Annotated in this window: 25 protein-coding genes and 1 pseudogene; 19 read left to right on the top strand and 7 right to left on the bottom strand. The window is 70.0% G+C overall.

All coding sequences use genetic code 11. The annotated features are described in order from the left end of the window. Positions 1 to 24 precede the first annotated feature (24 nt). The gene (locus ACZ5UM_RS14935) at positions 25 to 567 is read right to left on the bottom strand and encodes a hypothetical protein (RefSeq protein ID WP_464845087.1); all 543 of its coding nucleotides are present in this window, start codon (positions 565 to 567) and stop codon (positions 25 to 27) included. A gap of 148 nt (positions 568 to 715) precedes the next feature. On the opposite strand from ACZ5UM_RS14935, the gene hflK reads away from it, so the two are divergent. Continuing rightward, entirely contained in the window at positions 716 to 1,636 is a 921-nt protein-coding gene (gene hflK, locus ACZ5UM_RS14930) for an FtsH protease activity modulator HflK (RefSeq protein ID WP_464845086.1), read from the top strand. Next, entirely contained in the window at positions 1,633 to 2,547 is a 915-nt protein-coding gene (gene hflC, locus ACZ5UM_RS14925; RefSeq protein WP_464845085.1) for a protease modulator HflC, read from the top strand. The genes hflK and hflC overlap by 4 nt, the downstream gene beginning before the upstream one ends. A gap of 402 nt (positions 2,548 to 2,949) precedes the next feature. On the opposite strand, the gene ACZ5UM_RS14920 is transcribed toward hflC, so the two are convergent. From ACZ5UM_RS14920 to ACZ5UM_RS14900, 5 genes are all read right to left on the bottom strand, one after another. Next, the gene (locus ACZ5UM_RS14920) at positions 2,950 to 3,393 is read right to left on the bottom strand and encodes a GNAT family N-acetyltransferase (protein ID WP_464845084.1); all 444 of its coding nucleotides are present in this window, start codon (positions 3,391 to 3,393) and stop codon (positions 2,950 to 2,952) included. Positions 3,394 to 3,406: 13 nt separating this feature from the next. Beyond that, on the bottom strand, positions 3,407 to 6,259 hold the full coding sequence (locus ACZ5UM_RS14915; protein WP_464845083.1) for a DNA translocase FtsK: 2,853 nt from the start codon (positions 6,257 to 6,259) through the stop codon (positions 3,407 to 3,409). A 128-nt stretch (positions 6,260 to 6,387) separates the two neighbouring features. Then, positions 6,388 to 7,197, bottom strand: a complete 810-nt coding sequence (locus ACZ5UM_RS14910) for an ABC transporter permease (protein ID WP_464845082.1) — start codon at positions 7,195 to 7,197, stop codon at positions 6,388 to 6,390. A gap of 6 nt (positions 7,198 to 7,203) precedes the next feature. Then, the gene (locus tag ACZ5UM_RS14905; RefSeq protein WP_464845081.1) at positions 7,204 to 7,980 is read right to left on the bottom strand and encodes an ABC transporter ATP-binding protein; all 777 of its coding nucleotides are present in this window, start codon (positions 7,978 to 7,980) and stop codon (positions 7,204 to 7,206) included. A 14-nt stretch (positions 7,981 to 7,994) separates the two neighbouring features. After that, entirely contained in the window at positions 7,995 to 9,026 is a 1,032-nt protein-coding gene (locus tag ACZ5UM_RS14900; protein ID WP_464845080.1) for an ABC transporter substrate-binding protein, read from the bottom strand. Positions 9,027 to 9,371: 345 nt separating this feature from the next. Between ACZ5UM_RS14900 and ACZ5UM_RS14895 the strand changes: the two genes are divergently transcribed. The 3 genes from ACZ5UM_RS14895 (at position 9,372) to ACZ5UM_RS14885 (ending at position 11,150) form a co-directional block, all read left to right on the top strand. Beyond that, positions 9,372 to 9,860 (top strand): PTS sugar transporter subunit IIA, encoded by a 489-nt coding sequence (locus ACZ5UM_RS14895; RefSeq protein ID WP_464845079.1) that lies wholly within the window; start codon positions 9,372 to 9,374, stop codon positions 9,858 to 9,860. A gap of 127 nt (positions 9,861 to 9,987) precedes the next feature. Further along, positions 9,988 to 10,704, top strand: coding sequence for a CBS domain-containing protein (locus ACZ5UM_RS14890; RefSeq protein ID WP_464845078.1), 717 nt, complete (start codon positions 9,988 to 9,990; stop codon positions 10,702 to 10,704). A gap of 200 nt (positions 10,705 to 10,904) precedes the next feature. Further along, positions 10,905 to 11,150: a hypothetical protein gene (locus tag ACZ5UM_RS14885; protein WP_464845077.1), complete on the top strand. Its 246-nt coding sequence runs from the start codon at positions 10,905 to 10,907 to the stop codon at positions 11,148 to 11,150. A 39-nt stretch (positions 11,151 to 11,189) separates the two neighbouring features. On the opposite strand, the pseudogene ACZ5UM_RS14880 reads toward ACZ5UM_RS14885, so the two are convergent. After that, a pseudogene (locus ACZ5UM_RS14880) lies at positions 11,190 to 11,261 on the bottom strand (hypothetical protein); the annotation flags it as partial. 296 nt (positions 11,262 to 11,557) lie between these two features. On the opposite strand from ACZ5UM_RS14880, the gene ACZ5UM_RS14875 reads away from it, so the two are divergent. The 14 genes from ACZ5UM_RS14875 (at position 11,558) to ACZ5UM_RS14810 (ending at position 25,829) form a co-directional block, all read left to right on the top strand. Further along, on the top strand, positions 11,558 to 12,073 hold the full coding sequence (locus tag ACZ5UM_RS14875; protein WP_464845076.1) for a hypothetical protein: 516 nt from the start codon (positions 11,558 to 11,560) through the stop codon (positions 12,071 to 12,073). 71 nt (positions 12,074 to 12,144) lie between these two features. Next, positions 12,145 to 13,062 (top strand): ABC transporter ATP-binding protein, encoded by a 918-nt coding sequence (locus ACZ5UM_RS14870; RefSeq protein WP_464845075.1) that lies wholly within the window; start codon positions 12,145 to 12,147, stop codon positions 13,060 to 13,062. After that, positions 13,059 to 13,964, top strand: coding sequence for a hypothetical protein (locus tag ACZ5UM_RS14865; RefSeq protein WP_464845074.1), 906 nt, complete (start codon positions 13,059 to 13,061; stop codon positions 13,962 to 13,964). The genes ACZ5UM_RS14870 and ACZ5UM_RS14865 overlap by 4 nt, the downstream gene beginning before the upstream one ends. Before the next feature lie 172 nt (positions 13,965 to 14,136). After that, complete coding sequence (locus tag ACZ5UM_RS14860) at positions 14,137 to 15,102, top strand: ABC transporter permease subunit (RefSeq protein WP_464845073.1); 966 nt, start codon at positions 14,137 to 14,139, stop codon at positions 15,100 to 15,102. Further along, entirely contained in the window at positions 15,099 to 17,522 is a 2,424-nt protein-coding gene (locus tag ACZ5UM_RS14855) for an ABC transporter permease (RefSeq protein ID WP_464845072.1), read from the top strand. The genes ACZ5UM_RS14860 and ACZ5UM_RS14855 overlap by 4 nt, the downstream gene beginning before the upstream one ends. 62 nt (positions 17,523 to 17,584) lie before the next feature. Then, positions 17,585 to 18,286, top strand: a complete 702-nt coding sequence (gene sigK / locus ACZ5UM_RS14850) for an RNA polymerase sporulation sigma factor SigK (RefSeq protein WP_464848395.1) — start codon at positions 17,585 to 17,587, stop codon at positions 18,284 to 18,286. A 351-nt stretch (positions 18,287 to 18,637) separates the two neighbouring features. After that, positions 18,638 to 19,147, top strand: coding sequence for a YqeG family HAD IIIA-type phosphatase (locus ACZ5UM_RS14845; protein ID WP_464845071.1), 510 nt, complete (start codon positions 18,638 to 18,640; stop codon positions 19,145 to 19,147). Between the two features lie 116 nt (positions 19,148 to 19,263). After that, a complete protein-coding gene (locus ACZ5UM_RS14840; protein ID WP_464845070.1) occupies positions 19,264 to 20,148 on the top strand; it encodes a shikimate dehydrogenase in 885 nt (294 codons plus the stop codon). After that, positions 20,145 to 20,789 carry a prepilin peptidase gene (locus ACZ5UM_RS14835; protein ID WP_464845069.1) on the top strand — a complete coding sequence of 215 codons (645 nt, stop codon included), beginning with the start codon at positions 20,145 to 20,147 and terminating at the stop codon, positions 20,787 to 20,789. The genes ACZ5UM_RS14840 and ACZ5UM_RS14835 overlap by 4 nt, the downstream gene beginning before the upstream one ends. A 24-nt stretch (positions 20,790 to 20,813) precedes the next feature. Next, a complete protein-coding gene (gene aroC / locus ACZ5UM_RS14830) occupies positions 20,814 to 21,992 on the top strand; it encodes a chorismate synthase (RefSeq protein ID WP_464845068.1) in 1,179 nt (392 codons plus the stop codon). Positions 21,993 to 22,032: 40 nt separating this feature from the next. Then, a complete protein-coding gene (locus tag ACZ5UM_RS14825) occupies positions 22,033 to 22,563 on the top strand; it encodes a shikimate kinase (protein ID WP_464845067.1) in 531 nt (176 codons plus the stop codon). Further along, complete coding sequence (gene aroB / locus ACZ5UM_RS14820; protein WP_464845066.1) at positions 22,563 to 23,657, top strand: 3-dehydroquinate synthase; 1,095 nt, start codon at positions 22,563 to 22,565, stop codon at positions 23,655 to 23,657. The genes ACZ5UM_RS14825 and aroB overlap by 1 nt, the downstream gene beginning before the upstream one ends. Positions 23,658 to 23,661: 4 nt before the next feature. Continuing rightward, positions 23,662 to 24,591, top strand: coding sequence for a pseudouridine-5'-phosphate glycosidase (locus ACZ5UM_RS14815; RefSeq protein WP_464845065.1), 930 nt, complete (start codon positions 23,662 to 23,664; stop codon positions 24,589 to 24,591). A gap of 164 nt (positions 24,592 to 24,755) precedes the next feature. Further along, positions 24,756 to 25,829, top strand: coding sequence for an isocitrate/isopropylmalate family dehydrogenase (locus ACZ5UM_RS14810; RefSeq protein ID WP_464845064.1), 1,074 nt, complete (start codon positions 24,756 to 24,758; stop codon positions 25,827 to 25,829). Positions 25,830 to 25,837: the final 8 nt, after the last annotated feature.

Below are 25,837 nucleotides of genomic sequence, written 5' to 3'. Positions count from 1 at the left end.
CGGCGGAGCGGCTTCGGAGCCGCTTCAATGTACGCCCGGTTCCGGTGGCAGCGTGAGCCGGCGGTCCTCCTCGGGGGCCGGATCCTGCTCGCCGCCCTCCGGCCGCGCCGCGGCGGGTCCGGCTGCAGGAGGCTGCGCGGACGGCCTTACCCCGGCCTCCCGCTGGGCCTCCCACTGCTGGATGGCCTGCTCCAGGAGGGCGATATGCAGCGTTGTGTAGGCTTTCTGCCGCTGGTGGATGTAGAAGCCCAGCAGGACCAGGGTGCCGAAGAGCATCCAGGTTGCGAAGATCTGCCAGATGGGCAGCTGATGCAGCACTTCCTGCAGCCGGGAGCTGACAATCAGGCCGAAGAAGGGAATGGCGGAGAGCGCCAGCGGGATGATTCCGATGCCGCTCTCCTCCTTTCGCGCCCAGGCCAGCATGAGGAGCCGCTCCTGCTGGGAGAGGCGGGCGTAGTAGTCGGCGATGGCCCTGACGTGGTCCAGCCGGCGGATCGGGCCTGGCGGCGGATCGGGATGCTCCCGCCGGATCGCCTGGTAGAAGCGGTCGACGTCCCCCCGCAGCATCACCTGCACCTCCTGCGCCGTAGTATGCCCCCGGGGACTGCGGCGCCGAATGTGAGTTGGCGTGAACCATTTGGGGGGGATCGTGCATCCTTTCACTGGACGCTTGATAGGGCAATCGTTAACATGTGAACAAAGGGGGTTGCAGCGAGTGCGAGTGATACGGAGGGCTCTCCTGGGGCTGCTCTTGGTGGCCCTGCTGGCCAACCTGGCCCTGACGACGTGGTTCCGGGTGGAGGAGCACGAGTCGGCCCTGGTGCTGACGATGGGACGGGCGACCCGGCAGGTGGAAAAGGGCGTGCACACCAAGCTGCCCTGGCCGCTGGAGACGGCGGTGGTCCTGCCCACCAAGCAGACGCAGGAACTGCAGTTTGGCTTCCGCGAGCGAAACGGCAGGGTCGAGCTGGTGGAGGACGAGGCGCTGATGATCACCGGCGACGAGAACCTGGTGTGGGCGGATCTGCTGGTGGAGTGGCGCATCCAGGATATTGAGCATTACCTCTTCGGCGTGGAAGACCCGGAGCGTCTGCTTCGCAACGCCACCGCCGCGGCGCTGCGGTCGGTGATGGGCACCACCGGCCTCGACGTGGCGATCACGACGGGCAAGTTCGAAATCCAGGAAGAGGTCGAGCAGCAGCTGGTCGATCTGATGAACAGCTATGGCGCAGGCATCATGATCATCGATGTGAAGCTGCAGGACGTGGAGCCGCCGCAGCAGGTGTCCGCCGAGTTCAAGGCGGTCACGGACGCCCGGGAGGCCCAGCAGACCAAGATCAACGAAGCCGGCAAGTACGAGGCCGAGCGGATCCCCGCCGCCCGTGCGGAGGCGAGGCAGCTCCTGGAGCGGGCCGAGGCCAACAAGCAGGCCCGCATCAACCAGGCCCTGGGTGACGTCGCCCAGTACAAGGCCCTCTACGAGGCGTACAAGGCCAATCCTGAGGTGACCCGGGAGCGCCTCCTGCTGGAGACCCTGGAGCAGATCCTGCCCGGGGCCGACATCGTGATCGTGGATTCGAGCGACGGCACGATCAAGTACCTGCCCATCATGCCGGGAGGGGGTGGCAGCCAGTGAACCCGCAGCGTGAGCCCATCGAACTGAAGCTCGAGGTGAACCCGGGCGAGGTCAGGCGGCTGCTGGTCTGGATCGCCGCCATCGCTCTGATCGCCGGCGCCCTGAGCCAGGTGATCTTCGTCCGTGAGGACCAGTACCTGGTGGTCCGTTCCTGGACCGGCGTGGTGCAGCGCGTGGTGACCGAGGCCGGGCCAACGTACAAGATCCCGCTGCTCCAGTCGGCCCAGACCCTGCCCAAGTACCGCATGGTGCACGACAGCAACCCGGCCGAGCTGCTGACCGCCGATCAGAAGCCCATTATCGTGGATCACTACACGGTTTGGCAGATCACCGATCCGCTGCTGTTTGTGCAGAATACCCAGACCATCGCGCGGGCCGAGCAGCGTATCGACGCGGCGGTTTACTCCACCGTGCGCGGCGTGCTGGGCCGGCTCAAGTTCGGCGAGATCATCTCGGAGGGCGAGTCGGCCCGCGGCAACCTGAACACCGAGGTGACCCGCCTGGTCAACGAGCAGCTGGCCAACTACGGCATCACCGTCCACGACGTGCGGCTGAAGCGCACCGATCTGCCTCCGCAGAACCTGGAGTCGGTGTACAACCGCATGAAGTCGGAGCGGTCGAAGATCGCGCAGGACTACCTGTCGCAGGGCGATGAGCAGGCGGCCATCATCCGGGCCCGCACCGACAAGGAGGCGACCCTGATCGTGTCGGAGGCGGCCCGCCAGGCGGCCGAGATCGAGGCCGAGGGCGAGCTGGAGGCGGCACGCATCTACAACGAGGCCTTCGGGGCTGATCCGGAGTTCTACTCGTTCTACCGGACCCTGGAGTCGTACAAGACGACCCTGAACGGCAAGCCGACGATCGTGATTCCCATCGATTCGCCGTACGCCCGCCTGCTCATGGGCGAGTAGGGCCGGTAGAGGGGCTGGTCGCGTTCGCACGGGCCGTCTGTTACGGTATCGACTATATGAGCAGGGCGGTGCCTGAGGGGGCACCGCCCTTGTCTTGGGACGTATGGGGTTGTTCGCACTGGCTGGTGATGGCCGGCGGGTGCAGGGGTTGTTCGCACTGGCTGGTGATGGCCGGCGGGTGCAGGGGTTGTTCGCACTGGCTGGTGCCGACCGCCGGGTGTCTGGGCTGTTCGCACTGGCTGGTGCTGACCGCCGGGTGTCTGGGCTGTTCGCACTCGCTGGCGGCGGAACAGATCGGCGGGTGTACCGGGCGGCGCCAGGATAGTCCGGCGCCATCACCAGCGAAGCCGAACAAGGGGTAGGGGGCCCGCGCGCATACCCCCACCCTGTCCGGTGAACGGCTCAGTCTTCCAGCACCTTTTCCATGTGCACGTGGGGGATGCCGGCGTCCAGGAAGACCTCGGGCGAGGTCGTGCGGTACCCGAGTTTCTGGTAAAACCCTTCGGCATGGGTCTGAGCGCCCAGCACGAAGCGGGTGAACCCCATGCTCCGGCCGATTTCCTCCAGGGCCTCGACTACCGCCCGGCCGTAGCCCCCGCCCCTGAACGGCCGCAGCACCGCGATGCGCTGCAGCTTGCCCGTCCGCTCTCCGTAAGGGATGATGCGCCCCGTGGCCACCGGGCGGCCGCCGGGGCCGAGGGCGAGCACGTGGGCGGCGGTCTGGTCCAGGGCGTCCAGTTCCTCCTCGGGCGGCACGTTCTGCTCCTCGATGAAGACCGCACGCCGGATCGCGAAGGCCGCCTCCAGTTGCTCCGGTGTCGTCACCTTCACGGTGCGGATCGCCATCACGATCACTCCCTCACTCGGTCGGCTGCCCGGGGTCGCCCGTCCCTGACCGGTTGCCGAACAGCTCGTGCCACCTGGCCATGGTGGCCAGCACTTCCCGGGGCTTCGACCCCTGGTGCGGGCCGATCAGCCCCATCTCCTCCAGCTGATCGATCAGCCGCGCGGCCTTGGTGTAGTTGCACCGCAGGCGCCGCTGCAGCAGGGAGACCGAGGCGTGGCCGTGCTCGATGATGATCCGGGCCGCCTCAGGCAGCGCTTCGTCGACGGCGGAGGGAGCCGGCCCGTTCGGTTCCTGGGCCGCCTGGCCACCGGTCCCGCCGTTGCGGCCCTTCCTCCCGCCGTTTTCCAGGGGCACCTCCTGGGCGGTGTACTCCGGCCGCCCCTGGGCCTTCACGAACTGGACCAGCTTCTCCACGGACGCCTCGCTGATGTAAGCCCCCTGCGCCCGGATGGGCTTGGAAAGGCCGGCGGGATGGTAGAGCATGTCGCCCCGCCCCAGGAGCCGTTCGGCGCCGGTGGTGTCCAGGATGACCCGGGAGTCTACCTGGGACGACACGGCGAAGGCGATGCGGGAGGGGATATTGGCTTTGATGAGGCCGGTGATCACGTCCACCCGGGGCGACTGGGTCGCGATGACCAGGTGCATGCCGCAGGCCCGGGCCATCTGCGCCAGCCGGCAGATCGCGTCTTCGACGTCGGCCGGCGCCACCATCATGAGGTCGGCCAGCTCGTCGATGAAGATGACGATGTAGGGCAGCGGACGGCGGGGATGCGCCGGGTCGGGGCCGGGATCCACCGCGACCAGCCGGTTGTACTGCTCGATGCTGCGCACGCCCAGCGCCGCGAAGAGCTCGTAACGGGACTCCATCTCCTTCACGGCGCCCTTCAGGTACCCGGCCGCCTTGCGGACGTCGGTGATGACCGGGGCCATCAGGTGGGGAATGCCGTTGTACATGGAGAGCTCGACCATCTTGGGGTCGATCATCAGCATCTTGACCTCATCCGGCCTCGCCTTGTACAGCAGCGAGCAGATGATGGTGTTCATGCAGACCGACTTGCCGGAGCCGGTCGCACCGGCGATGAGCAGGTGGGGCATGCGGGCCAGGTCGCCCACCACGGGGCGACCAGAGTTGTCCTTGCCCAGCGCCACCGTGAGCTTGGAGGTGGAGGCCAGGAACTCCGGCGACTGCAGGACCTCCCGCAGGGGCACGGCCAGCCGCTCCTTGTTGGGCACCTCGATGCCCACGGCGGACTTGCCCGGGATCGGCGCCTCGACCCGCACGTCGGTTGCGGCCAGGGCCAGCGCGATGTCGTCGGCCAGGGCGGTGAACTTGTTCACCCGCACCCCCGGCCCCGGCTGCAGCTCATAGCGCGTCACCGCCGGCCCGAAGGCGAAGTCGACCACCGTCGCTTCAACGCCGAAGCTGGCCAGAGTGCGCTCCAGCAGCGCCGCCCGCTCCAGGATTTCGTCGTCGGAGAGCCCCCTCTCGGTCTCAGGAAGGGGCAGCAGCTCGAGGGAGGGGAGGTGGTAGGGCTCCGCCGGGACGCCACCGTCGCCGGGCTCGTGGGGCAGGAGGGCCGACGGATAGCTGGTGCCTGGATCCTTCAGGCCCAGGGACGCCTGTTCGGCGTCGGTCAGTTCAGGAAGGCGGAGCGGCGGGGGCGCCGCCGGCCCCTGCAGCCCGGGCAGCGCCGTGACGGCCACCTCATCGACCGCGGCGGCGTCTCCGGCGTTCGTGTCCGCCGCAGGGACGACGATATCGCCTTCAGCGTTCGGATCCACCCCCGTGACTGCGGTGTCGCCCCGGGCGTCCGTGTCCGGCATCGTGAGGACGGTGTCGTCCAGGGCGGCCGTGTCCGCCATCGTGAGGACGGTGTCGTCCAGGGCGTCCGTGTCCACCGCCGTGACGCCGGCATCGCCTCCGGCATTCGTGTCCGTTGTCGGAACCACGGTGCCGCTTCCGGCTTTCATATCCACCCCCGTGACGCCGACATCGCCTCCGGCGTTCAGATCCACCGCCGTGACTGCGATATCGCCTCCGGCCTCCCTGTCCGGCGCCGTGACGACCGTGTCCTCCCGGGCGCCTGTCCCCGCCTGGGGCACCGAGTCGGGGGCCGCCGCAGCGCCCTCGCGGCCGCTGCTGCCCGCCGCCGGACCGGGCCCTGCCGCCGGCGGTCTGTCGGGACCGGCTGTGCGCACGCGGACGGTGTGCTCCATCCCCGCCACGATCGGCCGGGAGCGCGGGTTGCCGAAAAGGGGCGGCGGCAGCGGGGGCGGCAACCGCCCGGGGGACGGTTCCGGCCAAGCGGTGATCCGGGCAGCGTCGTCCCGGCGTGCCGCGGACCCCCGCCCGAGCGACTGTCCCTGCACGGGGGCCTGTCCCCGCACGGGGGCCTGTCCCCGCAGAATCTCCTGTCCCCGCAGAATCTCCTGTCCCCGCAGAATCTCCTGTCCCCGTGGAAACTCCTGCTCTCGCGACTCTCCCTGCGGAATCCCCCGTCCCTGCTGGAGCTCCCGACGAAGCGGCGCAGCCGCTTCCCGTCCGCCCGCAGGGGGCCAGTCGTCCGGCAGGGCGTTGTACTCAGGGCGCACCGCATTGGGCGTGCGTTCGAAGGCTTCCGAGCCGCTCGGGTCCCACTCCGGCAGCGTCTCGTCCGCGGCGCGGCGCGTCCCGGCACCGGCGGGGCGGTCCGCCCCTGTCCCGAGCGTGACCAGCAGCAGCGCGGCAACGCCCGCGCACACGGCGACGGTCGTCCAGATCCCGGCCCGGCCTGTCCACCAGAGCAAGAGCCAGATGCAGAGGCCGAGGCCGAGGATCACCGCGGCCCTCCGGCCCACCGATTGCGAGCGGTTTCTGCGACTCAAACCGGAGCCCCCCAGTCTCCAACCAGAGGGCGGAGCCCGTGCGGCTCCGCCCCCTGGACTCGTCTCCGATCGTTGCTGTGCCACGTTACTTCTACGAATGGGCCGGACTCTCCTGCCAGCCGGGCGGGTCAACTCCGCATCGGCAGGTGCAGGAGCCGGGAGACCAGCCGCTCCGCCCAGGTCACCGCCAGGTAGAGGAGGGCCGACATGACGGCCAGGATCACCACCGAGGTCATCACCAGCTGCATCTGGAAGACCTGGCCGCCGTAGATGATCAGGTACCCCAGGCCGGCGCGGGCGGAGAGGAACTCGCCCACAATCACGCCGACCAGCGTCAGACCGATGTTCACCTTCAGGGCCGCCATCAGGGTGGGCAGCGAGGCGGGGATGACCACCTTCCGCAGGATCTGCCCCCGGGTGGCGCCGAACGTGCGCATCACCAGCACCTGGTTGGCCTCCACCTCGCTGAACCCGCTGTGGAGCATCACGATCGTGACGATGACCGAGATGGCCACGGCCATGCCGTAGACCGAGAGCGTGTGGCCGAGCCAGATGTAGAAGATAGGCCCCAGGGCGATCTTGGGCAGGGCGTTCAGCACCACCAGGTAGGGGTCCAGCACCGCCGCCAGGGCCGGCCACCACCACAGGGCGATCGCGATCCCCATCCCCAGCGCCATGCCGATGGCGAAGCCGGCCAGGGTTTCCTGGAGCGTCACGCCCACGTGGACCCAGAGGGAACCCGACGCCGTCATGCGGACCAGAGTCTGCCAGACTGCGCTGGGCCGGCTGGTGAGCATGGGGTTCACCCAGTAGCGGGCGGCCGCCACCTCCCACAGCAGGAGGAAGACGAGCAGCAGCGCGGCCCGGGCGGCCGCCACCGCCCACCGGCGCCGCCGCAGCGCTTGCCGGTAGCGGGCGAGAAGCGCTTCATCGGACACTGCAGTTCACCTCCCCGGGGGATCCAGCTCGGCCCAGATGCGGTGGAAGTACCCCCCGTACTCGGGGGCGCTTCGGGCCTGGAACGGGACGGGCCGCTCGGGACCGGCGAAGCGGACCTCATGTACCGATTTCACCCTGCCCGGCCGCCGGGACAGGACGATGACCCGGTCGGACATCGAGATGGCCTCGGAGATGTCGTGGGTCACCAGCAGGACGGTCTTGTGCTCGGCCTTCAGCAGGCTCCACACCTCGTCGGCCAGCATGAGCTTCGTCTGGAAGTCCAGGGCGGAGAAAGGCTCGTCGAGCAGCAGGATGTCCGGGTCGATGGCCAGGGTGCGCACCAGGGCCACCCGTTGCCGCATGCCGCCCGAGAGCTGGTCCGGGTACGCATCGGCGAAGGCGCTGAGACCGGTCTTCTGAAGCAGCCGGCTGACCCGGCCCCGGGCCCGGCCGAGGTCCTGCCCTTGGACCTCGGGGCCGATGAGGCAGTTTTCCCTGACCGTCCGCCACTCGAACAGGTAGTCGCGCTGCAGCATGTAGCCCACCCGCTGGGACGGGCCGGTGACCGGCTCGCCGTCCAGCAGCACCCGGCCCGCGGTCGGCTGCAGGATCCCGGCGATCAGCGACAGGATGGTGGACTTGCCGCAGCCGCTGGGGCCGACGATGGAGACGAACTCCCCCGGGTACACGGCGAGGCTGACGCCGGCCAGGGCCTGCGTCGCCCCCCGGGGGGAGAGGTAGGTCAGCCAGACCTCTTCCAGGGCGATGCGGGGACGGTCCATGTGTCCGACCTCCTCTACTTCACCTGCTCAACCGCCTCCTCGGCAAACTGGTTGGTCGCGATGGCGTCGAACGGGGCCCGCTGGTGCGGCTCCAGCACGCCGCCCGCGATCATCAGGTCCTGGAGTCTTTCATAATCCTCGGGCTTCATGACCGGCGTCCGCACCCATCCACCCTCGTCCCGGTACCGCTGGATGGAGGAGGCCAGGATCTCCACGTCGGTCCCTTCGAAGAACTGCGCCACCTCCTGGGCCACGGTCAGGGGATCGGTCTCGAAGATGTACTTCTGCGCCCGGTAGATGGCGTTGGTGTACCGCTGGATCACGTCGGGGTGTTCGGCGATGAACTTGTCGGTCGCCAGGAAGGCGGTGTAGGGCATCTCACCGTAGTCGGCGCCGAGGTAGGAGACCAGGTAGGCGTGGCCTCCCTGCACCAGTTCACTCACACTCGGCTCGAAGACCTGTATGTAATCCCCCTGGCCGCTCAGGAAAGCGCCCACCATGGCCGGCGCCGCCAGGTTGTCGATGTAGTCGAGGTCGGTGTCGGGATCCAGCCCGTGCTGCCGCAGGATCGCCTCGGCCACCAGCTGCGGCATGGAGCCCGGCCGCCATCCGATGATGGATCTGCCCCTGACGTCCGTCCAGGAGAACTCGCCCTCGGGCTTCTCCCGGGCCAGGAGGAACGAGCCGTCGCGGGCGGTGAGCTGGGCGAAGATCTTCACCTTGACCGGCGAATCCTGGTTGTGGACGAAGACGGCCGTCTCCGGCCCGACCATGGCGATGTCAGCCGTCCCCGCCAGCAGCGCCGCAACGCCCCGGTCAGATCCCTGCGCCGTGGACGCCACGACCTCCAGCCCTTCCTCCTCAAAGAACCCCTTGGCCTGCGCCACGTACTGCGGGGCGTAGAAGATGGAGTGGATGACCTCGGTGAACCGTACGGTGAACTTCTCCTCCTTGGGCGCCGAACGCGGACTGCATGCGGCCAGGAGCGCCGCCGCCAGCAGGATCGCAGTCCACGCGCGGGCCCGCCGGAATCTGCGGTCGCGCATCTGCTGTTCCTCCCTCTGTTCTCCGCCCACCTGCGGGGATGAGCGGGCGATTCCCCATCACGGTATGCAGAGGGCAGGCGATGGGTCCACGCGGCGGTGGGCCCGCGGCCACTGCATCCCAGGCGCGCAGCCGCCGCGGGAAGCGGTCGGGGCGGATCCGGAGGGGCCGAAAGCACGTCTAAGGCTTATGTGTGAACGCGGGCAGCCGGGGCCCCGGGGCGGCGCGGGCCACTGGCGCGGCGCAGTACCGTCGGACACACTAGCAGGGAGACGTACGTCGGTTGCAGAAACCGGAAGGATCGGGTTCCTGCGGGGACCCGGCTGATGCAGGAGGGATACGCAGTCGTGTTCGGCTTCTTTGGCAGGAAAAGACAGCCGCTGACCGTGGCGGCGCCGCTCGCGGGTGAGGTGAAGCCCGTCACGGAGGCGCCCGACCCGGTGTTCGCGGAGAAGATGATGGGCGACGGTTTTTGTGTCTTTCCCGACGTCACCAACGGCGCGACCGTGGTGAGCCCGGTGGACGGGGAGGTGGTCAACCTCTTTCCGACGGGGCACGCGGTGGGCATCCGCACGCCCGATGGGCTGGAGGTGCTCGTGCACATCGGGATCGACACGGTGAAGCTCCAGGGCCGGGGCTTCCGGGCGCTGGTCTCGCAGGGCGACAGGGTTAGGGCCGGCCAGCCGCTGGTCCGGGTGGACCTGGCCGACATTCAGGGCGAGGTGCCCTCCCTGGCCACGCCGGTGCTGTTCACGAACCTGGATGAGAAGCGCGCCTGGCGGCTCGAGCGCGAGGGGGCGGTGGAGGCCGGAGCGCCGGTGGCGACCGTGGAGTAGCGCGTCGCCGGCGGCCGGTGAGGCGGAGTTCGTGGCCCAGATCCGGTCGTTGGCAGGCCCGCGATCGTTTTTTGAAGTAGGAAATCATCCAGACCGTGCCGTACCTCATCTGGTGAGGTGAGGCGCAGTGACGGCTGAACGATTCCTCCGGGCTTACAACCGCATCGATGACTACCTGCGCGGCCTGCTGGACGTCGACCGTTCCCGGTACGGCTTCGCCAGCGTGGTCGACCAGGCGTCCAAGCGGTACAGCGTGATCCGGCGCTATGCGGATGACCTGAAAGAGTTCGGCGCACTGCGCAATGCCATCGTCCATGACAGGGACTTCCCCGTCCGCATCATCGCAGACCCCCGGCCCGAGGTGGTGGAGGCCATCGAGCGGCTGGCGGACACCATCATGGATCCGCCCCGGGTATACCCTCTGTTCCGGCGGGAGGTCCGGCGGCTGGCGTGGGACGATTCCATCGCCAGACCGCTCCGGTGGATCCGCGAGTACCACTACACCCAGTTCCCGGTCTTCCGGTACGGCCGGTTCGCCGGGCTGCTGACCTCCCGGTGCGTGGCCCAGTGGCTGGCCGACTCGGTGCACAACGGCGGCGTCGAGTTTGACGGGGTCACGGTGGGCGACGTGCTCCGGCATGACGAGTACAAGGGGCGCAGGGTCGCCTTCGTCGCCCGGCACGCCACCTGGTACGACGCGGTGGAGCTCTTCTCCCCGGCGAAAGGGAAGCGGAGCGCGTCGCTGGAGGCCATCCTCATCACGGAAAGCGGTCGGGAGGATGAGGAGCTTCTGGGGATCATCACCCCGCGGGATCTGCTGAATCCCCCGGCAGGGCTGTACTGAATCCCGAGGCCGGAACGTGTTCAGCCCCGTCGCCTGCGAGGCGCCGGGGCTGCGTCTGTCCTGCTGCGGCAGACGGATTCCCGAGGCGTTGCGAAAGATTGCCGGAACTCAGACACCGAAGAATGCGTCATACCTTGCGAGGACCGAGCGCCGGTGGTACCCCGTGACGCGCCCCGGCGCCGGGATCAGGGGGGAGTTGCTTGAGCCGCCAGACCAAGTGGCTGCTGCTGGCCCTGCTCGTGGTGATCCTTCACAGCATCTACATGGCCGCACAGGTGGGGGCATGTCCGGGAGGGGGCATCACCTGCCACTACTTTCCCTGGGGATTCCTGAACGCGGAGAGCGCGGGGACGTTTCTGATCCGCGAGCTCTGGTTCGCCGGTGCGCTCCTGGTCTTTTTCGGCCTCTCCCTGTTCGACGACGAACGGAGAGTGGGATCGGGGTGACCGCGCAGGCCCGGTGCCAGGCCTGCGGCTCCGGTTCGCTCACCTGTATCCCCGCTCCCGCAGGTGGGCCTCGACGAACGCCAGGACGGTCCTGCCGATGCCCTGGCCGCGGGAGGAGGGCTACAGCCAGACGAGCCCGGGAGCAGCCCCCGGATTCTGCATCGTGCACGGTGCAGCCCGGGGGCTCACCGCGCGGCGGGGGATCAGCCGCTCTGCATGATCAGCGCGGCCTTCCACGTCCGGCGCGATTCTTTGAACCCGTTGCTCCGCCAGATCGAGCGCCGCGCGTCCTCACTGCGGTTCGCCGGTGGATTGAATGGACGGAAAGTATCGACAATATATTCTGACTCGTCTATCATCATCAACAGCCCCGGGGCAGACGCCAACAGCATACGGAGGGATGTGCAGTGATGAGGAAGCGTGTGCGGGTCGCGGTCCTGACCGCGGGCCTGGTTCTGCTCATGGGGTCCACCGCGCTGGCGGACACGGGGGTGAAGATGCCGCAGGCCGACATGAGCATGTTCATCGAGGACACGGTGTACGAGTACACCCGGAATCCGAATGCGGATGTGTCCGCCCTGGCCAGCACGAAGACGGTGACGATCGTCCGGTCGTTCAAGAGCCTGGTCGGCCTTACCGTGGCCAAGCACTACTCGACAACCACCTGGACGTACGGCGGCGGCACCCTGTACAGCAGCCCGCGCGGGATCGATGTCGACTGGTGGACCGCCCCGCTCAATAACTACAAGAGCCATTCCAAGAAGTGGGACTGGTACACCACGGGCAAGGGCGGCACCGGCCGCTCCAACACCCAGGTCGTGTTCGTCTTCGGCGTGCCCACCCCGTGGGGGCCGGTGGGCAGCTCCTATTCGAGCCGCATCTACACCACGGTGAACGGATCCGGCGGCTACAGCTACTTCTAGCTCTATGAGGGCCGGGGCCCCGCCCCAGAGGTGAGGCCCCTGGACAAAGGCACAGGAGGGCGGTTGCACGGATGCAGGCACTTGACCTGGTGACCGAGGACCTGTCGAAGCGGTTCGGCGAGCGCTGGGCGCTCAGGCAGCTGAGTTTTGTGGCGAGGCCGGGGTCCGTCACCCTGCTGGCGGGACGCAATGGCGCCGGCAAGACGACCTGGATGCGCGTGGCCACCGGCCTCGCGCACCCCTCCTCTGGTGCGGTGCGGTTCGGCGGTCTGCCGGCGGGCCGGGTGCGGGAGCGGTTGGCGGCGGTGTTCGACGATGCCCCGGTGTATCCCCTGCTGAACGGGGAGGAGAACCTGTACCTGCTCTCGGGCGGGTGCTCGCCGCGGACGGCTGAGGCCCGGGCGCTGCTGGGCGAACTCGCGATGGAGCCGCTGCTCCGGATGCGAGGCGACGGGTTCTCGTTCGGCCAGCGGAAGCGGCTGGCCGTGGCGGCCGCCCTCCTGCGCCGCCCGTCGTGGCTGCTGCTGGACGAGCCTTCGGTCGGGCTCGATTCGGGGGCGTGGGAGCTCGTGGCCCGCGCCCTCCGGCGGCTCGCGGCGGAAGGCGCCGTCATCGTCGTGACGGGGCAGGACCTCCGGAACCTGGAGGAGCTGGCCGACGAGATCGTGGTCATCCGCGACGGGACGGCCGTCTTCTCGGGCAGCCGGACCGACCTGCAGCGCCGCCACCCGCCCAGCGTCCGGGTGCGCACCCCGGCCGCCGACCGGCTGCGGGCGCTCTTCCCGCAGGCGGCCCTGGTGGCGGAGCGGCCCGTGCCCTGCCTGGAGATCCCCTGCGTCAGCGCCGCCGAGGGCGAAGCGGTACTGGCCCGGCTGCGGGCCGCGGAGATCCCCCTGCAGTCGCTGGAGCTGCGGGCGGCGACGCTGGAGGAGAGCTTCCGGCAGATGGGGCTCTATGATGACGCGTACGGGGAGGAGGTGGCGCGGTGAGCGTGTGGCCGATGCTGCGGGCCGAGGGCCGCCTCGTGTGGAGGGGCCGCTGGGTCGTGATCCTTACCCTCGTGCTGGTGGCCTGGGCCCTGTGGGGAGGGCCCTTCGGCACCTATCGCTATGCCCTGCGCAGCCAGGAGCGGATCGAGGCGCTGCGCGCGGCCTACCAGACGGAGGCGGCGGAGTTCCTCGTGGACGAGGCGCTCAAGGCTGACCTGCAGGCGACCGTGGCCCTGCTTCACCCGGCAATGGGCCCCAACTACCTGCTGGCCATCCTGGCCGTGCTGGGCACGATGGTGTTTCCCATCTGGGGTGCGCAGCTTGTCGGGGGGGAGTTCCGGCACCGCACCGCCAAGGTGCGGGCGGCGCACGCCGGCTGGGCCCGGGTGGTGGCGGCGAAGGTGGCGTGGCTGCTCATCCTGAGCGCCGGGCTGGCCCTGCTGTTCACGGGGATCGGCGCCGTGAGCGGGCAGGTGACCTGGCGGGCGGTGCAGCAGGCGATCGCGCTGGCCGGCGACGTGGCGCTGCCCCCGCCGAAGGCATCCGTGGTCACGCAGCTCCTGGCGACGGCGATGGGCCTCTTCTTCTACGGCCTCGTCGGGCTGCTGGCCGCCCAGCTCACCCGCAGCTCCCTGGCGGGCGCCTTGGCCGGGCTGGGGCTGCCCTACCTGGAGGCGTTCGTCATCGGCACCCCGTCCTGGGGGTGGCTGCTGCCCCGCATCGCCTACGGCAACCTGATGGTGGGTCAGTTTGTCTACCTGCCCGGGGGGATGGTGGGCGAGCCCGTAGCCCTGGTTCCCGCCCCGGCGCCCTGGGCCTCGTGGGCAGTGTTCGCCGGCTGGATCGCCCTGGCGGGCTGGGCGGTGCTGCGCGTGAGCCTGCGGCAGGAGATCGGCGGATAGGGTCCCGATCGAGAGGCCGTACGGCACGGCCCGTAACCCGGGAACGGGGCCCGTTTCCCCCCTCGGCGGTGTTCGGCTTGATCCCGCATGAACCGCTGGCCCCGGCGGAAGCGTCCTAACTTGTACGATCACATGAACATGCATAAGGCCGAATGGCACTGGGGGCGCAATCTTGCGGGGTCGCAAGCTGGTCGCAACGGTCGGGTGGGAGATGGCGGGCATCGCTCTCTTTGTACTGTTTATTGTCCTGATCGCCACCCTCCCGCCCTTTGAGGTGACACCGGATCCTGACCGTCTTCTGGGCTACACCATCCACATCGACACGGGCCAGTGGGGCCAGACGCTGCGCGATTACCTGCATACCCTCCGGTCCGGCTCGCTCGGCACCAACCGCCGGGGGCACGACGTGGCCGGGCTGCTCCTGCCGCGCATCGTGAACACCCTCAGGCTGGTGGCCATCTCCCTGGTGTTTGCCCTCCCGCTGGGGATGGTCAAGGGACTCCGGGACTTCCAGGCGCTGCGGAGGCGGGGCGCCTCCTTTGGACCGCTGCTCACCGGTCTGCTCCAGGGGGTACCCGACTTCTTCCTCGTGATGCTGCTCCAGATCGGGGTGGCGCGGGTCTTCCAGCGCACCGGCTTCCGTCTGCTGCCCGTGGCCTGGGATGCGGTGCGGCCGGTGGCCAGCATGGTGCTCCCGGTCACGTGCCTCGCGCTGCTTCCCCTGGCCGCGGTGGCCCGCATCACCGCGCAGGCGATGACCAGCGTCTACGAACAGGACTACATCCGCACCGCCCGCGCCAAGGGGCTGCCGGAGCGGGTGGTGGTGTACAGGCACGCCCTGGCCGGGGCGCTGGTGCCGATCCTGGACGCCATGCCGGGCGTGCTCACCGTCGTCTTTTCCAACGCCCTCGTGGTGGAGCTTCTCTTCCACTACCCGGGCGTGACCAACCTGCTCCAGGACGCCGCCAGCCCACCCAGTCTGCTCTTTGACCTGCGCAAGCCGCTGCCGCCCCCCGACGTGCCGGTGCTGGTGGCTGCCGGCGCGTCCCTGGGGCTGATCTTCGCCCTGCTCTACGCCGCGGTCTCGGTTCTGCGCAGGGTGGCCGACCCGCGGCTGAGGGGGCGTGATCTCCCATGAGCGCCGCACAGAAGGGGTACCGCCTTCCGCTCGTGGCAGGCGGGCTGCTGGTCGGCCTGCTGCTGCTGGCGGCCGTCTTCGCCGATCAGATCACCGCCGTCTCGCCCCACTACTGGGACGCCCGGAGCAGCATCCTGGAAGGCAGGCCGCCCTTTCCGCCGGGCCCCGGCCACCCGCTGGGGACCGACGAGTGGGGCCGCGACGTCTGGAGCCGTGTGGTCTACGGCACCCGGTGGTCGCTGCTCTTCGCCGCGCTGGTGACCGCCGGCCGGATGCTGATCGCGCTCGCGGCGGCCTTCACGGCGGTGTACGGCCCCCGGCGCGCGGGCTGGCTGGTGGACAAGCTGTACGTGATGACCACCGCGATCCCGCCCCTGGTCACCTACCTGCTCCTGCTGTCGTCTCCGGTCAAGAACACCGCCGGGCTCTGGCCGAACGTGGCGCTCACCGTCTGCGTCCTCACCCTGGTGGAGTGGCCCCGGGTCGCGGTGACGCTGAAAGGCAGGCTCGAACAGCTGATGGCCGAGCCCTTCGTGGAGGGGGCCGTGGCCGTCGGCGGGAGCCGGTGGCACATCTTCCACATCCACCTGCTGCCTCACCTCTGGCCGACCCTGCTCCACCTGGTGGCCGCCGAGATGGCCCGGGCCCTCTCGGTGATGGCGCAGATGGGCGTCTTCGGCATCCTCTTCGGCGGCGGGATCATGATGGTGGGGGACGCTCGCAACACGGAACGCTGGTTCCAGATCACCGGGCTGCCCGAGTGGGGCTCGCTGCTCAGCGACGGCCGGCTGCAGATCCTCTCCCGGCCCTGGATCTCCTTCCCGCCCGCGGTGGCGTTCCTCATCGCCGTGACCGGCTTCACGCTGCTCTCCCAGGGGCTGGAGGGGCTCAACCTCCCCGTCGCCCGGATCCGGGAACGCACCACGGGGCGGCTCGCGCCCGTATGGCGCTGGGCGCTGGCGGCCCTGCCGCTCCTCGGCCTGCTCGGGTACTACCAGGGCCTGCCGTGGGACCGCGAGGCCGGAATCCACGCCCTGGCGGCCCGCCAGGCCGCGGCGCTTTCCGCCGGGGATGCGGAGGGGTACGCAGGGACCGTGGCGCCCGGGGATGACGCGCTGCGGGCGGACGCCCGCCTGCTGGCCGCCGCGCTGGCCGCGGAGCCGGTGGAGTCGGTGGACGTGGTGATGGAGGACATCCGGCTGCGGGGGGCGCGGGCGCAGGCCCGCCTCACCATGACGGTCACGTTCGCGGACAGGCCGCCGCTGCAGGTCAGCCGGCCGGTGGACCTGGTGCGCCGTCTGGGCACTTGGTACGTGGAGGATCGGGGGCTTTACACCCTGCGCGGCTACCACGTGGACGTCACAGCGGCCTACGACCCGCTGGATCCCTCGGTGAAGGCGGTCAGCCGGCGCCTGACGGTGCACTTCCTGGCCACCGCCGCGGATCACGCCTACGCCCGCGTGCTGGACCTGTTCCCGGACGCGGCCTCCGCCAAGCGGCCGGAGATCCGGCTCTACGAGAGCCACGAAGCCTTCCTTGCGGCGGTGGGCGCCGCGGCTCCGCCGGATGCGCTGGCCTGGTACACCCCGGGCGACCCGCTGCGGCTCTCGCCGGAGTACCTGCGCGGGTTCATGCGCTGGGAGACGGAGCATATGCTGGGTTTCGAGTTCGTCAAGTACCTCTCCGGCGCGGCGTCCCCGCAGCAGACCGTCGATCCGGTCGCCATGGGGCGCTTCGAGCTCAGTACCGCAGGAGACAGGCCCTACATCCCTGATGTGCGCAAGCTGGTCGGCACGCCGCTGCCCGATCTGCCCGCGCTGTTCAGCACCCCGGTCCAGTCCCTCGGCTCTTCGGGGCAGTGGACCTACGCCGCGGCGGCCGCCGAACTGGTCCGGTTCCTGCAGCACCGCCTTCCTTCGGAAGAGCTGCAGGGGCTTGCGCCCGGCAGGGGCTGGAGCCTGGGTTCGCTGGCGGAACGGCTCGGACAGACGCCGGAGGCGCTTGCCGCCGAGTTCGAGGCCTTCCTGTACCGGCAGCTGCAGGCCGCGTCGGTGCTGAACATCCCGGCTGCCAGCGGCCGGGTGCCCGAGGGCCTGCCGGATGCCATCGCCCGGCGGGCGGAGGCCGCGTCAGCCGGGGACGAGGAAGCCTGCCTCCGCCTGACCTCCCCCGCGCACCGGGCCGAGTGGTCGGCGTGGCTGGCCGCCGCCCGCCGTTCAGGGCTGGTGCGGTACGACGCGCTGCTGCTCGAATGGGACCGGAACGAAGGCACCGCCCTCGTCCTGGAGCGGCTGCAGTTCCGTGACGGCCGCATCGTGAGCGGGGTCGTGCAGCAGCGCTGGGCACAGGAGGAAGGCGGCTGGGCGGTGGGGCCGGCGGAATCGGTGTGGCGCGGTCCCGCCGGGGAACGGAGTCAGTAACCGGTCAAGCCGCTGGCGCATACCCTATCCCCCACAGGAGGGGAGGGGTTGCCGTGCTCGCGATGCTCGAACCGCTGGCTGCGGCCATCGTGCGCAGCATGCTCCTGCTGGCCGGGTTCGTGGCCAACTCCAGCACGTTCCCACAGCCGCTCAACGAAGAGGAGGAGGCCAAGTACCTTTCCCGGCTCCAGAAGGGCGACGAGGAGGCTCGTGCGGTTCTCATCGAGCGGAACCTGCGGCTGGTCGCCCATATTGTGAAGAAGTTTGATAACACCGGCGAGGACGTGGATGACCTCATTTCTATTGGCACCGTCGGCCTGATCAAGGCCATCGGGACGTTCAAGCCCGACAGGGGCACGAGACTGGCTACATATGCGGCGCGCTGTATTGAGAATGAAATCCTGATGCACCTGCGCAGCCTGAAGCGGGTGCGGGGAGAGGTGTCGCTCTACGACCCCATCGGGGTGGACCGGGAAGGCAACGAGATCACGCTGATCGACGTCCTCGGCTCCGATCCGGACGTCGTGCCCGACCTGGTGGGCAAGCGGCTGGACGAGTCGAAGCTGCGCGAGAAGCTGAAGAAGCTGGGGGGCAAGGAGCGGCAGGTGCTGGAGCTGCGCTACGGCATCTCCGGCGGGCCGCGCAAGACCCAGCGCGAGATCGCGCGCATGCTGGGCATCTCGCGGAGCTACGTCAGCCGCATCGAGAAGAAGGCGGTGATGAAGCTCTGCAAGGAGCTGTTTGAGGAGGGTTACGGGGGTTGAACCGGCGAAGGGCCCGGCTGCGATCGAGCCGGGCCCCTGCCGCGGGTGCACAGCTGCCGCGCGCCTGGCCCGGCGGCCCCAGCACCCGCGAATGCGGACAACCGCGATGGCTCCGGATGGCGCCCACCCGGGGGCCCTCAGCCAGCACCAACGAATGCGAACAACCGCGATGGCCCCGCGGCGAGGTGCCGACGCCCGGCACATGGATCGTCCCGCCGCGGACCGCCGTCAGCCCCGTGGCGGTGCGGATGGCCCCGGCCCGTGCAGGGGTGAGTCCGCTCCGCCGATGAGGGCTTTCGTGGATCGTCCTTCCTGTGGTAGAATGATCCCCTGAGCCTGGAGGTGTAACCGTTGGGCGCCCTGAGACCGCAGGAGTACCACAGCTCCATCTTCGAGATCGATCTGGACAAGCTGCAGCGGATGGGAAAGCGGGCCATCATCCTGGACCTGGACAACACTCTGGTCCGGTGGAACGACCCGACGCCGACGCCCAAGCTGCTCGCATGGCTCGACGCCGTACGGGCGCATGGCCTCAGCCCCTGCATCGTCTCCAACAACAGCGGTCCCAGGGTGAGCGAGTTCGCCGCCAGGGCCGGCGTCCCGTTCGTCTCCAGCGCCACCAAGCCCAGCACGAAGGGGTTCCGGCAGGCCATGCGCCAGCTGGGGGTGGAGCCCCACGAGACGGTGGTGGTGGGCGACCAGCTCTTCACCGACATCCTGGGGGGGAACCGGGCCGGCGCCTACACGATCCTGGTCGTGCCCATCGACCGGCGGGAGTTCATCGGCACCCGGCTGGTGCGCCTGATCGAGCGCCGGGTGCTTGACTACTTGTTCCGGCAGGGTCAGCTGACCCCGAAGTAGACCCGGCTGGCCGCAGGCCAGCCGGTCTGCCTATAGTTGGCAGGTCCCGCCCGGGGATCCGCCGAATGGAGTAAGACGAAGCGACACCCGCCGGCAGGCGGGGAGGGGGGACCGGGATGACGCAGCGTCGGAGCACATCGCTGGGACCGGGGCGGATACTGGGCATCATCGGACACCCGGTGGCGCACTCCGCCTCACCCGCGATGCACAACGCCGCATTTGCCGCACAGGGGATGCACGCCATGTACGGAGCGTTCGATGTGCCGCCGTCGCAGCTGGAGAAGGCCATCGCCGGCATCCGGACGCTGGGGCTCCTGGGCGTGAACGTCACCATCCCCCACAAGGAGGCGGTGATGGCCTACCTGGACGACGTGGCCCCCACCGCGCGCCAGGTGGGCGCGGTCAACACCATCGTCAACCGGGGCGGGCGGCTGATCGGATACAATACCGACGGGTGGGGGTTCCTGCTCAGCCTGGAGGAGCGGGGGATCAGGCTGGCGGGCCGGAGCGCCGTCGTGCTCGGGGCGGGCGGCGCCGCCCGGGCGGTGGCGCTGCACCTGGGCATGGCCGGCGTGGCCCGGCTGACGATCATCAACCGCTCCCGCTCCCGGGCCGAGTTCCTGGCCGCTGACCTGGCGCGGGCCAGGACGCCGGTGCGGGCCGACGTGGCTGAGCCGGGTTCCGGGGAGGCCCTTGCGGCGCTGGCCGAGGCGGGTCTGGTGGTCAACTGCACGCCCCTGGGCATGGACCCCGACCGGGAGTCCACGCCGCTGGAGGATGTGAGCATCCTGCCCGGTGGCTGCGTGGTGTACGACACCATCTACCGGCCGCTGGAGACCCGCCTGCTGCGTGAGGCGCGCCGGCGGGGGCTCATGACGATCAACGGCCTGGCCATGCTGGTGCACCAGGGCGCCTGCGCCTGGGAGTACTGGTTCGGCCGGCGCGGCCCGGTGGACGTCATGCGAACGGCCGCCATGGCGGCGCTGGAGGAGCAGTCATGAGCGGGCCGGCTGCCCTTGCCGCCCTGCTGGGCGTGGCCCTGGGGGCGGCCCTCGGATATCTCGGGGTGCGGCTCTCCCCCCGCTGGCTGAACGGGCCCGCGCCCCCGTGGCTCTCCTGGGGCCTCGTGGGGGCCACCGGCGCCGCCGGGGGGCTGCTCGGGCTTTTCCACCTGCTGTCGGCCTACTTCTGGCACCAGCTGCTCCTGGTCGCCATCCTGCTCCTGGCGGCCTATGTCGACCTGCGGGAGCGCATTATCCCCAACGAGCTGGTGCTGTTCGGCCTGGTCGCCTGGCTGCCGGCGATGCTCCTCTTCCCCTACGACGGGAAGACGTGGCTTTCGGCGCTGGGGGGCGGGGCGGCTGCCTTTGTGTTTTTCTATCTCCTGGCTGTGCTGGTCCCCGGCGGCATGGGCATGGGCGACGTGAAGCTCGCCCTGGTGATGGGGCTCTTCCTGGGGGCCGGCTGGGTGGCCATGGCGCTCATGCTGTCCTTCATCCTGGGCGGGGTCGTCTCGGGGGTCCTGCTGGCCACCCGGAAGATCGGGCGCCGGGGGCACATTCCCTTCGGCCCGTTCCTCGCCGCGGGCGGGCTGATCACCGTGCTCTGGGGAACGCAGATCTGGAACTGGTACGTGGGATGACGGGGGAAAGGGGGCGGGCCCACCATGCTGCGGTACATGACAGCCGGCGAATCGCACGGGCGTGCCCTCGTGACCATCGTCGAGGGGCTGCCCGCCGGCGTGCCGGTGGATCTGGCGGCCATCGACCGCGACCTCGCCCGGCGACAGTCGGGCTACGGGCGCGGCGGCCGGATGAAGATCGAGCAGGACCGGGTGCAGGTGCTCTCAGGGATCCGGCACGGCAAGACGATGGGCAGCCCGGTGGCCCTGCTGGTGGAGAACCGGGACTGGCTCAACTGGACCGAGGTGATGTCGCCCACGCCGGTCGAGGCCTATCGCGACCCGCGGGCGGCGCAGAAGGTGCGCACCCGGCCGCGGCCGGGCCACGCGGACCTGGCGGGGGCGCTGAAGTACGATCACGCCGACCTGCGCAACGTGCTGGAGCGGGCCTCGGCCCGGGAGACGGCCATGCGGGTGGCCGCGGGGTCCCTGGCCAAGCAGTACCTGGCGCCGTTCGGCATCCGGGTGGCCGGGTACGTGCGGGCCATCGGGCCGGTGGAGGCGGAGATTCCCGCCGGGGCGGCGCTGGATGAGATCGTCGCCCGGGCGGAGGCGAGCCCGGTGCGCTGCCCCGACCCCGACGCCTCGGCCCGCATGGTGGCCGAGATCGACGCGGCGAAGCGGGACGGCGACTCCCTGGGCGGCGTGGTGGAGGTGGTGGCCGCGGGGCTGCCGCCGGGCCTGGGCAGCCACGTGCACTACGACCGGAAGCTGGACGGCGCCCTGGGCGCGGCGCTGCTTTCCATTCAGGCCGCGAAGGGGCTGGAGATCGGCGATGCGTTCCAGAGCGCCCGGAGCCGGGGCTCACAGGCGCACGACGAGATCGGCTGGAGCCCCGAGCGGGGATACTTTCGGTACAGCAACCGCGCCGGCGGGCTGGAGGGCGGCATGACCAACGGGATGGACCTGGTGGTGCGCGTCGCCTTCAAGCCCATCGCCACGCTCTACAGGCCCCTGCGCTCGGTGGAGATCGACACGCACGCCGAGGCCGTGGCGGGCATCGAACGGTCCGACGTCTGCGCCGTGCCGGCCGCGGCGGTGATCGCGGAGTGCGTGACCGCCTTCGAGATCGCCCGGTTCGTGGCCGAGAAGTTCGGCGGCGACTCGCTGGAGGAGGCCTTGCGCAACTTCCGCGGGTACCTCGGGCAGATTGCCCGGCGCTGATGCGGGGCGCGGGTGGGCGGAGCCGCAGGGGGGCGGTGCCGTGAACATCGTGCTGGTGGGGCTGATGGGCTCCGGGAAGAGCGCCGTGGGCCGGCTGCTGGCCAGGAGGCTGGGCCGGCCCCTTGTGGATACGGACGCGCTGGTGGAGGCCGCGGCCGGGTGCTCCATCGCCGAGATCTTCGCCGCAGAGGGCGAGGCGGGTTTCCGGCGGCGGGAGGCCGAGGCGGTGGCGCAGGCCGCCGCCGGCGACAACCAGATCATCGCCACCGGCGGCGGGGCGGTGCTGCGGCCCGAGAACCGGGAGGTCCTGCGCCGGAGCGGCCTGGTGATCTGGCTGGACGCCGACCCCGAGGTGCTCTACCGCCGTGCCCGGGCCCAGGGGCTGGCGCGCCGGCCGCTGCTGGCCGGGCCCGACCCCATGGGGCGGCTGCGGGAGCTGGCGGACGCCCGGCGCCCGGCCTACGCCGAGGCCGCGCACGTGCGCATCCGGACCGACGGCCGTTCGCTGGAGGACGTGGTGGCAGAGATCGTGGACATCGCGGAGAAGATGGAAGAAAGGGGATTGCCCTAGTGGCCGAGGTTTGGGTGGAGTTGGGCGAACAGCGGTACCCGATACACGTCGGCGCAGGGCTGCTGGCGGAACTGGGCAGGCTGGTGCGTGACCGGCTGCCGCAGGCCCGGCGTGCCCTGCTGGTGACCGACGCCAACGTGGCGCCCCTGTACGGCGAGGCCGCCCGCGACGCGCTGGAGCAGGCGGGCATCGCCACCTCGCGGGTGACGGTGCCGGCCGGCGAGGCGTCCAAGTCGCTGTCGCACGCCTTCAGCCTCTACAGCAGCTGCGTGCGGGCGGAGCTGGACCGCACCAGCGCCATCGTGGCGCTGGGAGGGGGTGTGGTGGGGGATCTGGCCGGGTTCGTGGCGGCCACCTACCTGCGGGGGATTCCGTTCGTACAGGTGCCCACCACCCTGCTCGCGCAGGTGGACTCGTCCATCGGCGGCAAGACCGGCGTCGACCTGCCCCAGGGGAAGAACCTGGTGGGGGCCTTTCACCAGCCCTCGCTGGTGGTGGCGGACGTGGCGACCCTGAAGTCGCTCCCCCGGCGGGAGCTGGTCGCCGGGATGGCGGAGGTCGTCAAGTACGGCGTGATCCGGGACGAGCCGTTTCTGAAATACGTAGAGGTACAGGTGGGCAACGTGCTGGCCCACGATCCCGAGGTGCTGGAGCGGGTGGTGGAGACCAGCTGCCGGATCAAGGCCGAGGTGGTGGCCGCGGACCCGCTGGAGCGGGGGGTGCGGGCCATCCTGAACTTCGGCCACACGGTGGGACACGCCCTGGAGGCCGCGTACGGCTACCGCTGGCTGCACGGGGAGTGCGTGGCCGTCGGCATGGTGGCGGCGGCGGCGATCGCCGAGTACAGCGGCATCGCGAAGGAGGGGCGGCTGCAGCTCCGGCTCCGGCGGCTGCTGGAGCGGCTGGATCTGCCCACCGCGCTGCCGGAGGGCATGGACCCGAAGGATCTGGAACCGTATCTGCGCAGGGACAAGAAGGTGAAGGCTGGCGTCATCCACTGGGTGATGCCCGTGAAGGCCGGCGAGGTCATCGTGACGCCCAACGTGACGCCCGATGCCATCCGGTGGGCCCTGGAGTCGCTGAGGAGGGAATGAACCGATGAAGTATCTGCTTTCGTATGCGCCGGAGGTCCGCGAGGCCCTGGAACGGAACCGGCCCGTGGTGGCCCTGGAGTCGACCATCATCAGCCACGGCATGCCTTACCCGGAGAACCTGCAGATGGCCCGGGAGGTGGAGGAGATCATCCGCAGCCAGGGCGCGGTTCCGGCGACGGTGGCAGTCATCGGCGGGCGCTGCAAGGTCGGCCTCACCGAAGAGGAGCTGGAACTGCTCGCGACCTCGCCGGAGGCCGTGAAGGTCTCGCTGCGGGACCTGCCGGTGGTGCTGGCGCGGAAGCAGCTGGGGGCGACGACCGTCGCGTCCACGGCGACCATCGCCGCGGCGGCGGGCATCGAGGTGTTTGTGACCGGCGGCATCGGCGGGGTGCACCGGAAGAGCCCGGGCGACACGGCGGAGATGTGGGACGTCTCCGCGGACCTCACGGTGCTGGGCCGCACCGACATCACGGTGGTCTGCGCGGGCGCCAAGTCGGTGCTGGACATCGGCGCCACGCTGGAGGTGCTGGAGACGCTGGGCGTGACGGTGCTGGGCTACCAGACCGACCGCTTCCCCGGCTTCTACACCCGCGACGCCGGCTACGGGGTGGACGCGCGGGTCGACACGCCGGAGGAGGCCGCGGCGATCATCCACGCGCGGCAGCAGACCCGCATCCCCGGCGGGGTGCTGCTGGTCAACCCCGTGCCCGAGGAGCACGCCATGGACCCCGACGAGGTGGAGCGGCACATCGCGGACGCGCTCGCGGCCATGGCGAAGGAGGGGGTGGCCGGCAAGGCGGTGACCCCGTACCTCCTGGCCCGGCTGAAGGAGGCGACGGGCGGCCGGGCGCTGGCCACGAACATCGCCCTGGTGAAGCACAACGCCCGGGTCGGCGCGCAGATCGCCGCCGCACTGAAAGCGCAGGCGAAGTAAGGCCGTGGAAACCCCCGTTCAATCGACCTGAACGGGGGTTTTTCTGCGCTTCCATTCCTGTGGGGAATGACAGGAATAGAACATCGTTCTGCACCGTGGAACGATTGGGGCTTAACAGGAGCGGCAAAGGCGGATAGGATTGTAGCGGAAGGGGGCTGAGATCGATGGAGCGCGTGCCGACCATCGTTGTACTGGAAGGAGACCAGACCGGGCAGGAACTGCTGGAGGAGGCCGTCCGGCTCCTCAGCCCTGATGTGATCGGTCTGCCTCTGCGTTTTGTCCGTTATGACCTGAGCCTGGAGAACCGGCGGGCCACCCGCAACCGGGTTGTCTACGAGGCCGCCGCGGCCATGCGGGAGGCCGGGTACGGGCTGAAGGCCGCCACGATCACCCCGGAGGGCCGGGACGACGTGGGGTCGCCCAACGCCATCCTGCGGCGGGAGATCGACGGCACGGTCATCCTCCGCACGGGCCGGGCCCTGCCGGGCGTGGAGACCATCGGCCGCATTACCGCGCCGATCGCCGTGGTGCGCATGGCCACGGAGGACGCGTACGAGGCCAGGGAGTGGCGCGAGGGGGAGGGCGACGAGGAGCGGGCGTACCGGACCACCTACATCTCGGCCCGCAACTGCCGCGCCACGGCCGAGTTTGCCTTCCGGCTGGCCCGGCAGATGGGCGGGGTTGTGTTTGGCGGGCCGAAGTGGACGGTCTCGCCCACCTATGAGGGGCTCCTGAAGGAGGCCATGGACGAGGCGGCCAGGCGCCACCCCGACGTGCCCTACGACCCGCAGCTGATCGACGCGGCCTATGCGCTGCTCATCGGCCGGGCGACCCGGCCGCTGGTGATTCCGTGCCTCAACCGGGACGGCGACATCCTGTCCGACCTGGTGCTGGCGCTCTACGGCTCGATTGCGGGTTCCGAGTCGCTGCTGATCTCCTTCGACGAGGCGTTCCGCCCCCGGGTGGTGATGGCTGAAGCGCCGCACGGCACCGCGCCCAGCCTGCAGGGCAAGAACGTCGCCAATCCGCTGGCGATGCAGCTGGCCGCGGGCGCGCTGCTGAAGCAGATGCCGGATCCTGCATACCAGCGGGCCGGCGCCGCCATCCAGGAGGCCTGCCTGGAAGCCGTGGCCGCGGGCGTCCGCACCGGCGACCTGGGCGGCACCGCGAAGACCACGGAGTTTACGGAAGAGGTCATGCGCCGGCTCAAGGACAAGCTGGCCGTCGCGGCCCGCTGAGCCGCGCA

The organism is Symbiobacterium ostreiconchae, from assembly GCF_055396975.1.
Note: the sequence above shows the minus strand (reverse complement) of the source record. Positions and strands in the feature narration are given on the sequence as shown.